Source organism: Roseiconus lacunae, from assembly GCF_008312935.1.
Taxonomy (GTDB): domain Bacteria; phylum Planctomycetota; class Planctomycetia; order Pirellulales; family Pirellulaceae; genus Stieleria; species Stieleria lacunae.
On sequence record NZ_VSZO01000001.1, the window covers coordinates 851,026 to 864,647 of the forward strand.

Consider the following 13,622-nt stretch of genomic DNA (forward strand, 5'->3'; position numbering starts at 1 on the left):
GCCGAAGTGGCGGAATTGGCAGACGCGTTGGATTCAAAATCCAATTCTGGCAACAGAGTGAGGGTTCGAGTCCCTCCTTCGGTACTGGTGGATCAGCAAGGTCCACCGAAGATCAAAAGAGCCCAGCGAGCCCGTAAAAAACGGACTCACTGGGCTTTTTTCGTATCCCGACACAGCTTTAGAAAAGCCCTCGCCTTCGACTCCAATCGATGAGATGGGTTCGCGTTAATGGAGTCAGACTCCGTTGTCGTCTCCGAAGCCTGCTCCGAGTGCTTCGTTCCATTTGGAATACGCGTTCGAGTCATCATGCATCTCGCTGCCGCAGGTGGATGCAACGCCAATGGGATTAGCGTGACGGACTCGGGTATCCCACACAGCCTTCCAAATAGTCAATCAGAGGCTGGTCGGCTGAAACACCAACAGCCTCTCGGCGTATTAAGCAGTTGAACACGAATGATTCGGATTAAGTCATTTCACTCTTCCAGTGGGAGAGTCGGGCCTTCAGGCCCGGAGAAGGCACCCTCCCCGGCCGTTTGCTCGTCCGACCCTCCCGCAAGCAGGAGGGTGCTATCCAGATGTTTAACCCCAAAGACTCGTGTTGACCTGCTTAATGCGGGGAACTGATAGCAAAGGGACTGCTATCGCAGTATTCCGGGGGAGGTGATACCCTGCCTTTCGTTAGTGCATTCGAAGTACTCAAAGGATTGAACGATGCAAAAAGTTTCTGTTGCCGTGTGCCTTGTGGCAATCGTCTTAGGAAGTTTCTTGGCTGCCGGTGTGAACGCCGAATACAAACCCGGTGCAGAGCCAGAGATTATCACCAGGGTATACAAGGTTGGTGCTCTCCCAATCTATCGCCCCAAGAAGGGCGTCTCGTTCGACATGCTCATGGCTTTTATTCAAAGTTCGGTCTCACCGAATGACTGGGAGGCAAAGGGGGGACACTCGACCATGGCACCGTATCCTCAAAACCTGTGTCTGATTGTTTCAACGACCGGAAAGAATCATGACAAGATTGTTGATCTGGTCGAGCGTTTCAGTGAAAAAGATTGATCAGGTCAATCGTGGAACGACGGCAAACAACGCCGGAGCAACATTAACCCCGTCAAAACTGACGGGGTTTTTCTTTACCCACAGAACGCAAGTCAGGCAGATTACTTCCGCCTGCCCGCTTCGCTTTAGAACTCGATTAAGTAGGTGTGTCCATCCGTTCCCTCAATATCGATGATCAGTCGGCTGTCCTGGCCGGCACCGATCGATGCGACGCGCGAGCTGTTAAACTGAAATTTGCAGTACTGTGACTGAAGCTTTTTGTGCGTCGCTTGTCCTCATCCATGAAAAGTGGCCTTATCATGATTCGATCTGAACGCCTTCCCATCTCGCTATCGGCGATCCTTATCGGCATCCTTGCCACCGCGGTGCCTTCGCCATTGATGGAACCGTCCTCAGCTCAAGAAAGCCAATCGTCTAAAATTTCTGGCGGATCCGATTCTTCACCAACGATTCCGCTCGTTTACAAAGCCGAGCACACCGGAGAAGCGTATCCCGCACCTGTTCTACCCGAATTCGATGAACTACCAGTCGTTCGTCCGCTGCCCGATCCGTTCGCTTGGTCCGACGGAAGTGGACGATCAACCGCGTTTAAAGATTGGTCGCGCCGTCGTTCGGAAATCAAGGCAGAAATCGAACGTTACGGAATCGGCGAAAAGCCTCCCAAACCGAGTGATATCACGGCCGAATTTGAAAACAACACACTCCGCGTCTCGGTCACCGAAAATGGTGAAACGCTTACCCTCACCGCGCGTGTCGACTTGCCCGAAGGCAAAGGACCATTCCCGGCAGTGATCGGAATCGGCCGGGGCAGTGGAAGCCTTCCGCGCGAGATTTTCTCGCAGCGAAAGATCGCGATGATCGCGTTCAACTTCAATCAAGTGATGGCGCATCAGCAAAACCGAGGCAGTGAACCGATCAATCGGCTCTACCCGCAACTCACCCATATCGGTGCTTACGCGGCTTGGCCATGGGGAATCAGCCGTCTGATCGATGGCTTGGAACTTGTCGACGATGACCTGCCCATCGACCGTCAACGTCTTGCGGTGACCGGTTGTTCGTTCGCCGGAAAAATGGCTCTCTTTGCCGGAGCGTTGGACGAACGAATTGCCCTGACGATCGCGCAAGAATCCGGCGGTGGGGGCGCGGCAGCGTGGCGGGTCTCCGAGACACTCGGTAACGTCGAAACGCTTGGCAAGACGAGCCACGCATGGTTTTTGGATGACATGTTCCAATTTTCCGGCGCGGTCGACAAGCTTCCTTACGATCACCACGAGCTAATGGCACTCGTCGCGCCCCGCGCGCTATTGGTTCTCGGGAACCCCGACTATGAATGGTTGGCTGATGAATCGGGATACGTGTCTTGCCGAGCCGCACATGAAGTCTGGAAAAACTTTGGTGTCGGTGACCGGTTTGGGTTTTCCATTGTTGCCGACAATCCTCACTGCCAACTACCGGACAACCAACGGCCCGAAGTCGAAGCCTTTGTCGACAAATTCCTCCTTGGCAGAACAGAGGTCGATACATCGGTCAGCAAACATCCCTTTGAATCAGTCGAGCATGAATTCTGGTACGACGGTTGGACCAAAGGCACCTCAAGTTTTCCCACGCTTGACGGGGCAAATGTCGAAACGTTGACCTTCGAAGCGGAAGCGATGAATCCTGGCTCCGACTGGCAAATCAAGGAAGATACAAAGGCATCCGGAGAAAAGTACGTCATCATCAACGATGGCCTCAATAGTACCGAAGCCGTTCCACAAAACGAGAATAGCTCGCTTTCGATTTCGGTGACCACCACCAAGGATGCGAAATACTACGTTCATGCACGCGTGAATTGCCCCACTGCTGACGACGATTCGTTTTGGCTGAAGATCGATGACTCTGACTTCGCTGCCGTCAACGGCCTGACGACCAACGGCTGGCAATGGGTCAAGCTCACCACGGCTGTCTTGAAACCGGGATCGCATTCGATTGTCATCAAGCACCGCGAAGACGGCGCAATGCTTGATCAAATCTTGGTCACGACATATCCCTTCGGAGCGGAAGGGCTAGAGTCGACCACAAGTAATTTCCCCGCACTGAAAGACGCGGTGGGACAACGCTTCAAAATTGGTGTCGGTGTCAGTCATCAAGTCATCGGCAATCCCAAAGACGTCACATTGCTGCGCCGTCACTTTCAGATTGTGACACCGGAAAACTGCATGAAGCCACAAGGTATTCATCCGGAAGAACACCGTTGGAGTTTTGAGCAAACCGATGCCTTCGCAGACTTCGTTCGTCAATCTGGATTGGAGATGGTCGGTCATTGCCTAGTTTGGGCAAAGGATGACCGCACCGACACTTGGATGATGACAGAAGGTGATCAACCGGTCTCGCGAGAGACACTCCTGCGACGTATCGAAACGCACACCGAAACCGTTGTGAAACGCTACGCCGATGTCGTCACTCATTGGGACGTCGTCAACGAGGCGATCGGCGACAGCAACGATGGTTTACTCCGTGACTCGATCTATTCACGTACGACGGGAATCGACTTCGTCGTCACCGCCTTCGAAACCGCTCGCGCGAATGATCCCGATGCGTTGCTGATCTACAATGATTACAACGGTCACCAACCCGGCAAACGCGAAAAGCTGATTGAGTTTTTAAAGCAACTCAAAGCCGCCGGTGCGCCCGTTGACGCCTATGGAATGCAGGGGCACTTTGAACTCGGTGATCAATCACTGTCCCAATTGCGCGAGACATTTGATGAACTTCGTAAACTGGACATCAAGATTGTCGTTTCGGAACTTGATATCGATGTGGTCAAACGAGGGCGATGGTGGTCTGATGATGGCAAGTACCGAGAGGAGCTGCGGCATTACGATCCTTACGAGGATGGCCTTCCGTCGAACGTCGAAGACGAAATGGTTCGGCAATACGTCGACCTATTCGAACTGTTCGACGAATACAGCGAGAGTATCGCAAGGGTCTCGTTTTGGAACCTTCACGATGGTCAAAGCTGGCTGAACTATTTTCCCTGGAAGCGAACAAACTACCCCCTTTTATTCGACCGAAACCGTAATCCCAAGGCGGCGTTTCATGCGGTCATCGATCGCCTATAGCGGTATCTCGACCGCGATCTCAGCACTATAAACTGCGTTGACGTCGTGTCGTTCGTTAAAGGTTTTCTCGATGACGGCTTTGCTACGATTCAATTGCCCATCGAACAATATGTCGCCCTGATAGGTAACCCTGACATTCTGACCGAAGTCGATCATCTGATCATTGACACGAATCAGTAGCTTTGCTGCGTCACATTGCTGAATTTCGAACGCCTGACCGTCATGCTTAACACGAACAATAGCATTCGGTCGCGCATGTTGCTGATCAACCGCCAACCAATAAAATCGCTGATGCGTTCGATCGTCTTGCTTCCAGACGATCAGATCGGGACATGTCACACGTGAAAATTGAGCCATCCAGGGAACGGCGACGGCATCTTTTCGATTCACCCAGTGCCCCATACCTTCGTGAATCGTCACTTGGTTTCGATAGCCCCCCGGGTCTTGTCGGTGAAGGTCATCGAGTGTTGTTTTCCACTGTGATGCCAATCGGTTTCGATCATAGGCGGAATCATGTTCGCCCATGTGAATTGTAAACGGTAGGTTTCGCAGTCCGTCCGGCGTCGTCTCGTTGGGATGACCTGCCATCATCGCAGCCGCGGCCAATCGATCCGCCATTCGTGGCGCGAGCTGAAAGACGCCGTCTCCGCCGGCCGAGTACCCCATGATGTAAACACGGTTCGGATCGACATCTTCCAGCAGCACCATGTTCTCAATCACACGCTGGAAGAAGGCATCGATGTGAGATTCGTGCCAAAGATTCCAAGTGTTGGTTGGCGCCCTCGGAACAAAGTAAACCCCTTCGTCAGGTTCGTACAGCCGCTTTTGATTCTCATATTGGCGATCGTTAACGGCTGCGGGTGCGGATCCACCGCCATGCATCGAAATATATAACCGACGTCCAGACCTTGGCTTGTCACCAAATACCTTGTACCAAAACGGCATCGTTTTATCACCGATCGTGATTTGACCACTTTCGATTTCTCTTTGCCGTTTGTTCGTTTCCCCCACGGCATAGTCTTCCCATAAGACCTCGACCAATCGCTCTGCTTGCTGCTTCGAGAGTGGTTGTGCTGCGACGCCGTCCTGTGACATCTCCGCATTCGCGGAAACCAACAATTCATCCAGCTCTTCTGCCGTCCGCTCGATGATTTCCAACTGCCGCAAAGCGGACGCCATCATGACGCGATGCTGATGCGTTCGAATCGACAGAGGCTGAGACTTGTATGTCGTCTCCAAGATCATCGCCCGCTTATTCAAAATGAGATTGACCGCGCTGGCGAGTGAGCGTTTGATCGGCCCCCGACCTCGCAGCACAAACTTGCGATCGGGATCGCTGACGGTTCCGTTTGCGGCCGTCAGCATACGCTCCACCATCGGGCCGATTTCTTGTCGACTGGAGTAGATGATCGTTGACCCGACAGACTTTTTCTTCCCTGGCTTTGGCTTGTGTGAAATATTGAACTCATAGCCTTCGTGCAAATCAAACAACCAGTCGGGATCCTGGTTGACGACAAACTCCCATAGTTCCGTTGCAATTTCTCCACGAGGCTGCTGAGCAATCCCCGGGCTCGGGAAGTTACGATTCAAGTCTTTTTGTGCGTCTACGGCTCCTGGGATATAACGCGTGTTCGCTTCAAGCCCGGCGGTGTTGACCCTGGGGATGACCACCAGCTTTCCGCGAACAATTGGCCAATGGCGAATCTGCTCCGCCGACGCCGCTCCGGCAGGTTCGTTGCCATGGATACCGCCTGTGATCACCACGGTGGGACCATCAATGCCGCTATCGTTGATATACCATGGCGTTTGCCATGGCGTGCCTTCCCCTAATAATCCGGTGTGCGTTTCAACTGCGGTCGCGACCGGCGCCGCGATCAACAGGCAAATCAAGCACAACGCTACGGATTCAAATCGCTTTTGCTTCATTAACTTTCTCGCTCGAAACGGCGGCTTCACTTCGCGAAAAGCTCGGTCTCAATATTCGCGAATGCTTTGAATTCCAACGCATTCCCGCTTGGGTCTTCAAAAAACATTGTGTGCTGTTCACCGGCTTGGCCTTCGAAACGTACGTAAGGCTCGATGATAAATTCATCGACGAAGGTACGCACTCGTTCGGCAAGCTGTTTCCATTGAGGAATCTCCAGTACGACTCCAAAATGCGGTACCGGCACGGCATGATCATCGACGGGATTACAGTAATTTTGCACCTTGCCGCTGGGGCCAAGATTTGGGTTCAAGTGAACGACCAACTGATGCCCGAACATGTCATAGTCGATCCAACACGTGTCGCTACGTCCTTCCGAAAAGCCCATCTTGGTTCCATAGAACTCACGAGCTTCGGCAACGTCACGAACCTGAATGGCAAGGTGAAACGGCGTGGGCATGTTGTTCCTTTTTCGTTAGCGGCGTACAAATCAATCGTATGTTTTGGTGAACGTCGACGGCTGTGTTTTCTCCGATCAGCTATCCGGAAACCGACCGCGCTGATCGTCGGTCGCGACCTTACCGATGTTGGCGACGCGGCCCCGATGCCAGCCCGTGCCGCTCGTGGATCTTGGAGAGGTTCAGATCGCATCGATTCGGCTAACGAGACCTCAACGCGCCGTCGCCGCTGACGAAAGTCCTACGGCACGACCGCCACGGCGATAATCGGCGATTCCGTACACATGCCCGGTCACAGGGTCCACCCAAATGGTGTGCGCCGAACCTTGCGAAACGCGATTGCTGATGCGGTGGCCGTAGGCTTCGAGTTGACTTTTCATCGCCTCGAATGGCATCTCATCGGTATCCTCCAAGTACAGGACGTCTGGCATCCATTGGTGATGATACCGCTTTTCCTTGACGGCGAGTGTCGCGGGCATGTCGAAGTGAATGACATTCAAGACGACATTAAACACCGTATTGAGAATCGTTCGTCCGCCGGGGCTACCAGTAACTAACACCGGCTGATTATTTTTCGTAACGATCACCGGACATTGAGAACTCAACATCCGCTTTCCCGGTTCAACCAAATTCGCATCGCTACCGATGTAACCGCTTCGGTCGGTGTAGCCTTTCGTCCAATTGAAATCACCCATCTCATTGTTCAATAGGAATCCTGCACCCGGAACAACGATGCGACTGCCCCAACTTGCTTCGATCGTATAGGTGTTTGAAACCACCATCCCGTCACCGTCAATCACGGAAAAATGGGTGGTGTCATCACTCTCGGGGGCAAGCTTGATGTCCGGAGCCAAGGCCGCACTATCGGTAGCATGTTCGCCATCAATGTCCGCGATCAACTGGCGGGCGTACTGTTTTGTTGTAAGGTATTCAGGGATTTTGACGAAGTCGGGGTCACCAAGATACCGCGCCCGGTCGAGAAAGAAACGACGTGAGATTTCAGTCAGTAAGTGAATTGTTTGCGGTAAAGATTTGTCCTTCGGCAAGTCGATCGCTTCGACCATATTCAGGCCCTGCACTAATGCGATGCCTCCTGAACTTGGCGGTGGGGCACCGATAATGGTGTAGTCTCTGAATGTCCCCACGATCGGCTCACGAATCTTTGCCTCATAAGCGACCAAGTCCTTCTTCCGGATCAAACCTCCGCCCTTCGCAGTCTCTCGGAGCAGCAAGTCGGCGACCGCACCTTCATAGAACGCACCGGCGCCTTCGTTCGCGATAAGCGTCAACGTCCGCGCCAAGTCTGGCAACGTCATCACATCTCCACTTTTCCATGGCATCCCATCGGGCTTTCCGTAGACGCGGTGCAATTCAGCAAATGCCGCATTGCCTCGTGTCGCGTCGAGCACTCGGTTTGTCGAACGGGCGAGGAATCCGTCGACCGAAAACCCTTCGCTTGCCAAGCGTGCCGCAGGCATCACGAGATCTCTCCAGGCGAGACGGCCATAGGTTTGATGGGCCAGTTCGAGTCCACGAACAGTGCCTGGAACCCCTACGACTTTTCGCGTATGACGACTTTCGCCTTTGACAAACGTATCCACCTCAGCGGCCATCGGTGCCCTTTCTCGGTAGTCGACACACACGGGATCCTGTCCATTGGCAGGACGGATCATCATGAATCCACCACCACCGATGTTGCCCGCCTCAGGCCACGTAACGGCCAACGCAAATGCGGTCGCCACTGCCGCGTCAACTGCGTTTCCTCCCTTTGCAATCACATCTCGGCCGACACGGCTGGCATGCACCGAGTCACTGACGACCATGCCCCGGTCACCTCGTTCGCGACGCACCTCCCCCTGAGCCGACAACGGCAGTTTGGCCGGAACGAGCATCGCTGCCGAAAATACAATGGCCAACAGCCACGGAAAACGCCTGTCACTCGTGTGTCTGATCATCGAAGTTCTCTGGATAAAGCCGGACATGAGTTCTGATACCTTACGTCAATCACGATGCGATGCCATCTTAGACCATGGCGCGGTCGACAACGGAAACTTGGCCGAAACAATAAGCTCTTTAGATCGTCACCAATTGATCCGGCAACGTCACGCCATTGCCATGACCGCTTTGGGAAACAACACGACCGTTTCGAACGGCGATCCCTTCAGCAATATCCGCTGCCAGTAGTTCTGCCCCATCCAAATCAGCGTAGTCAAGCAGAGGAAGCAGTTGGGCCGCGGCGGAGATGCCGACCGTGCTTTCGACCATGCATCCGATCATTGTCTTGAGCCCCAGTTCACGTGCGTTTCGCAACATCCGAATCGCGGGCGTGACTCCACCGCATTTGCTGAGTTTGACATTGATCCCATGAAACAAAATGGAACACGGTCGTACGTCGGATTCGATCAAGCAACTTTCGTCAGCAACGATCGGTAACACTGATTCCTGAAATACCTTTCGCTGATCTTCGATAGACGCATTAGCGGGCAGCGGTTGCTCGATAAACTCCACCCCTAATTCTTTCATAGCGACCGAATTGTCTATTGTTTCACTAGCGGTCCACCCGCAATTGGCATCGATTCGAAAAATAGCCTCGGTATGCTCGCGCAAGCGTTTCACAATTTCTACGTCATGATCGGTCCCTAGCTTGATCTTAAAAATCGGCCAATCGCGGCGTGCGATGAGCTTTTCGATCATACGCTCGATGGAATCGATTCCGATCGTGTAGCTGGAACAAGGCACATCGTTCCACGTCAAGCCAAGTGTCTCGAATGTTCTTCGCTTCGACTGCTTCCCGTACAAATCGTGAGCGGCGGAATCGATCGCAGCAAGGATGAACCTGTGCTCGGACAATCGCAAGTACAGACGATCCCACAACTCGTAGGGCTGCCAGTCATTCGGCGACTCGATGACCTCGCGGCAATGTTCTAGCATTTCGATGATCGCTTCGCTGGTCACGCCGTAATAGCGATTCTCGGTGGCCTCGCCATAGCCGCGCAGGCCACCGTCTTCGAGCTCGACGATCACAGATACTTGTGTCGTTCGCGAGTCACGAGCAATCGTAAAAACATGCTCCAGCGGAAGTTCCACCCGGTAATAACGAAGCCTCACGATCGCAACTCCCCCCGAAGCTTTATAACAGCATCGGCTAACGGAGCCGCACCGTCGCGATAAACATCACAAGTCGGCAAGCCGAATTCAGATTCCATCCGACGACGCTCGGCCTCGCCTTCTTCACGAGAAACGTTTCGCCCATTCAAGGCGATTCCGATCAACGTGGACGGACAACGCAGTGACGCATTGGCGAGATAAGTCTCTATCATCTTCTGATGCGACACCAGCGGGACGTGGTCGAGTCCCTTCACCGACGTCCTGCCGACTTCGTAGCAGTAGATCAATCCTTGTGGGGCACAGCCGTGTAGCAAGCCCATCGTAACCGCCGAAAAACTCGGGTGGGCGATACTGCCTTGCCCTTCGATCAACAGAATGTCATGCCCTTCGTTTCGGCGGACCAAGGCTTCCACCGATCCGTTGACGAAGTCCGACACGATGCAGTCCACTGGAATCCCCTCACCGGAAATCATAATTCCGGTCTGTCCCGTCGCGATGAAGTGGGCGTCCTCGCCACGTCGCTGTAGTTCTCGCTGGACCTCAAAGCTGACCACCATTTTGCCGAGACTACAATCCTGACCGACGGTATGCACTCGTAGGCAATCCTCGCGAAAGGGCATTCCCGTCGACGTCGCGTTCTGCCGATTTCGACGGATGTCAATCAATCGCGCCCCGCTTGATTCCGCCGCATTTCGAAAGTCGGGATCATCGATTAAGAACTGATGGTTCCCCGAAACGACATCCACTCCTCTTAAGAGCGCCTTCAAAATCAACGGCTTCCACTGCTCGGGCAATCGACCTCCCGAAACAGCGGTTCCTAAGAACACGGCATCCGCATCGACTTCCTCAAGCGATGCCACGACTGGAATTGAACCGCCGATTCCAAACAACGCTTCGGCGGTTTCACCGACGCCGGATGTTTCGAACACGGCGACCACATCGTCGCTACGGTAACGCAGAATGCTGATCGCCGTCTTGGCGTGAAAAGGCGTGGAATACCCGTCCGTTAAAAGGACAATTCGGTTGTATCCCGTCAGGTTCGCACCGCTTTCGTCGTGAGTCTCCTGTACGGGAAACGTCGTGGAAACACTCATGGTTCACATCCTTTGATGAATCAATCTGCATGCCTGTCAGCTTTGACGGGCCGCACCATCATTTCTTGTTCTGACGATAAGGTAGGCATGGAACCTGGAATGACAATGCGCATCAGCGCATAATGAATCAATAAATGCGCACCCTCTAGTTTGAAAGTTCACGATGTCGAAAAAGCTGAAACCCACTCGATTAGTCGGACTACTGGTCGAACCCGACGACTCTTGGGGACGCAATATCATTGAATCGAGCGTCCGGCGTGGCCTTGAATTCGGCTGGACGACATTGATCGCCCCGCGTGACCACCGAGGGCTATTGCGGGTCCCCAAAGTTTGGCGTGGGCACGGAGTGATCGCCGCGTTGCGGAACCGTGCATCGCTTCAACACGTCAAAAAACTGGGCGTTCCGGCGGTCAACGTTTCCGGAATTTTGAACAACGAAAGCTGGCTCGCCTCCGTTCGCACCGACGACCGCCGCCGAGCCACCATGGCCGCCGAACACCTTCGGTCGCGAGGAATTCAGCACTTCGCTTGCTACGCCCCGGAAATCGGCAGATACTCCGACATTCGTGCCCGCGAATTCAAGGCGGCGGTCGAGCAACTGGGGTGCCACTGCAGCCTCTATGACGGTGCCGAAACCGCCGGCTGGCTAACTAACTTTGACCGTGTCGGACAATGGCTCGAACGACTCCCACGACCACTTGGTGTCTTTGCGGGTGACCCCTATCCCGCCAGACAACTGATCGAAATCTGCTCGATACTTGGAATCCGAGTCCCCGATGAAGTCGCGGTCATTTCGGGGGACGATGACGAACTGCTCTGTAACGTAGCGTTTCCGCAGATCTCGAGCGTCGAATTGGCTAGCCACCGTATCGGTAAAATCGCGGCCGACATTCTTCAGCGACTGATGAATGGCGGTCGTGTCCCCAAACAAGCCAAATTGGTCGAACCACTGCGCGTTCGGGCTCGTCAATCGACAGATATCTTTGCGATCGAAGATGAAACGATCGCAGCGGCGTTACAATTCATTCGCGCCCACGCGGCGAAAGGCGCCAGTGTCGAAGATGTCGCAAAAGCAGCCGCCGTCTCACGTCGAAAACTGGAACAGCTTTTTCGCGAGACTCTTCAACGCACCCCCGGAAGCGAACTGCGGCGCGTGCGACTTGATCGGGCAAAAGATCTATTGCTGAATACCGACATGTCGATCGATGTGATCGCCGATGCGTGTAGCTTTTCAAGCGGTGCGTCGCTTTCGCAACTATTCCGAAAAGAATTCGGTGAAGCACCTGGATCTTACCGGCGCAATTCCAACCATCAATCGTGAACTGTGTTGGAGCGGAACGGTATTGCTCTTTCGACGCCCATCTCGATTAACGAAAGAGATTCAACGATGCGCAATTAATGAACATGCATGCGTAATTGCGTATAGCCGATTCAAATGGTCTCGTTAGGATACTGACGGTGATTCGTGCGGTTTCCGAGTGGAAGCGTTGCGTTGGCGGATCGAGTCACACTGCTTATTTCGATCCCATTTGATTGAAGGTCAATCGATGCTTACTTCGCGCAGGGCGAGTGGATTCACACTCGTTGAGTTACTTGTCGTCATCGCAATCATCGGCGTTTTAGTGGGACTGCTTTTACCGGCGGTTCAGGCGGCACGGGAAGCCGCACGCCGTATGAGCTGTAGTAATAACTTTAAGCAGATTGGCTTAGCGATTCACAACTATCATAGCGCCTATAAGATGCTCCCGATTCATGGATCGGGGACCGAAGGGGGACGTGGTGGCATTCCTTGGGAAATCTATTCCGATACGGTGCATTCGTCCAATCGCAGGCTCAGCTTTCTGGTCGGTTTATTGCCCTTTATTGAACAGCAAGGGTTATGGGATCAAGTCAGCAACCCGTTGTGGGGCCGTTCGGACAACTACCCATCGGGTGTTGGAATTGACTATCCATGGAACCCGATGGGATGTACGCCACAGAACGATGGATACCGACCATGGGTCAGTGAAATTCCTACGTTTCGCTGCCCGAGCGATCCCGGTGTCGGACTGCCCGCCAGCGGACGCACGAACTACGCGGCCTGCTTAGGCGACTCGAGCTATTACGGTGATCGAGGGAGCATCTACGTCGATAACGATGCCCTTGGCTCAGAAGTATCAACACCGGTCCCCGTCCCCTACATCCAGGTCAGTTCGAGAGCTTCTGCCGCCCGAGCTAAGAACCGTGGGTTCTTTCAACCTCACGACCAGTGCCGATTTCGCGATATCCTTGACGGGCTTTCGAACACCATCGCAGCCGGTGAAATCGCTACGGATCTAGGTGATCGTGATATCCGGACCATGGGGTACGACAATACGTCTAACAGTGCGATCCGTAACAACCCCTCGTTCTGCGTGGACAGCGCTGACGACACCATCGATCCGGATCGGCCAGGGTTCTGGCATCCTAACGCGACGGTCTTTGCCACAACCGAAGACTCCACATTCGGTCGCGGCTTCCGTTGGGCGGAATACCACAACTACTTCACAGGCATGTACACGATCCTGCCGCCCAATAGCGAAGTCTGTACGACAAACTGGCGTGAAACGGGTACCAACCCACCCTCTAGTCGACATCAAGGCGGCTGCCATGTTTTGATGGGTGACGGCTCGGTAACGTTCATTTCCGATTCCATCGAATCCGGTGACCGTCGCGCTCGGATGGTTTCACTTAGCGGTACCGGCGCGGCCGCTCCCGGCGCACCAAGCCCGTATGGCCTTTGGGGCTCTCTGGGAACGCGCGGCGGTCGAGAAACGATTGGCGAATCACTTTAGACGCCGCAACGTGCCCCACCGAAACGATCGATCAGAATCACCGTTCAACGATTTCAACCCACATCACCCAA

9 protein-coding genes and 1 tRNA gene are annotated in these 13,622 nt (G+C 53.9%); 5 read left to right on the plus strand and 5 right to left on the minus strand.

Going from position 1 to position 13,622, the window contains the following annotated elements; translation table 11 throughout:
* The 3 genes from FYC48_RS02960 (at position 1) to FYC48_RS02970 (ending at position 4,154) form a co-directional block, all read left to right on the plus strand.
* Positions 1-84 (plus strand) — tRNA-Leu (locus FYC48_RS02960).
* A gap of 627 nt (positions 85-711) precedes the next feature.
* Positions 712-1,053 carry a hypothetical protein gene (locus FYC48_RS02965; protein WP_149495179.1) on the plus strand — a complete coding sequence of 114 codons (342 nt, stop codon included), beginning with the start codon at positions 712-714 and terminating at the stop codon, positions 1,051-1,053.
* A gap of 299 nt (positions 1,054-1,352) precedes the next feature.
* Positions 1,353-4,154 carry an endo-1,4-beta-xylanase gene (locus tag FYC48_RS02970; RefSeq protein WP_235034041.1) on the plus strand — a complete coding sequence of 934 codons (2,802 nt, stop codon included), beginning with the start codon at positions 1,353-1,355 and terminating at the stop codon, positions 4,152-4,154.
* Here the strand turns inward: FYC48_RS02970 and FYC48_RS02975 are convergent.
* The 5 genes from FYC48_RS02975 to FYC48_RS02995 form a co-directional block, all read right to left on the minus strand.
* The gene (locus FYC48_RS02975; protein WP_149495180.1) at positions 4,149-6,080 is read right to left on the minus strand and encodes a dienelactone hydrolase family protein; all 1,932 of its coding nucleotides are present in this window, start codon (positions 6,078-6,080) and stop codon (positions 4,149-4,151) included. The genes FYC48_RS02970 and FYC48_RS02975 overlap by 6 nt on opposite strands.
* Positions 6,081-6,106: 26 nt before the next feature.
* Positions 6,107-6,538 carry a VOC family protein gene (locus tag FYC48_RS02980; RefSeq protein WP_149495181.1) on the minus strand — a complete coding sequence of 144 codons (432 nt, stop codon included), beginning with the start codon at positions 6,536-6,538 and terminating at the stop codon, positions 6,107-6,109.
* A gap of 210 nt (positions 6,539-6,748) precedes the next feature.
* Entirely contained in the window at positions 6,749-8,491 is a 1,743-nt protein-coding gene (ggt, locus tag FYC48_RS02985; RefSeq protein WP_149495182.1) for a gamma-glutamyltransferase, read from the minus strand.
* Positions 8,492-8,609: 118 nt separating this feature from the next.
* The gene (locus FYC48_RS02990; protein WP_149495183.1) at positions 8,610-9,644 is read right to left on the minus strand and encodes a dipeptide epimerase; all 1,035 of its coding nucleotides are present in this window, start codon (positions 9,642-9,644) and stop codon (positions 8,610-8,612) included.
* A complete protein-coding gene (locus tag FYC48_RS02995) occupies positions 9,641-10,738 on the minus strand; it encodes a DUF1611 domain-containing protein (protein ID WP_149495184.1) in 1,098 nt (365 codons plus the stop codon). The genes FYC48_RS02990 and FYC48_RS02995 overlap by 4 nt, the downstream gene beginning before the upstream one ends.
* A 163-nt stretch (positions 10,739-10,901) precedes the next feature.
* Between FYC48_RS02995 and FYC48_RS03000 the strand changes: the two genes are divergently transcribed.
* On the plus strand, positions 10,902-12,059 hold the full coding sequence (locus FYC48_RS03000) for an AraC family transcriptional regulator (RefSeq protein WP_149495185.1): 1,158 nt from the start codon (positions 10,902-10,904) through the stop codon (positions 12,057-12,059).
* Positions 12,060-12,285: 226 nt separating this feature from the next.
* The gene (locus FYC48_RS03005; RefSeq protein WP_149495186.1) at positions 12,286-13,551 is read left to right on the plus strand and encodes a DUF1559 domain-containing protein; all 1,266 of its coding nucleotides are present in this window, start codon (positions 12,286-12,288) and stop codon (positions 13,549-13,551) included.
* Positions 13,552-13,622 lie beyond the last annotated feature (71 nt).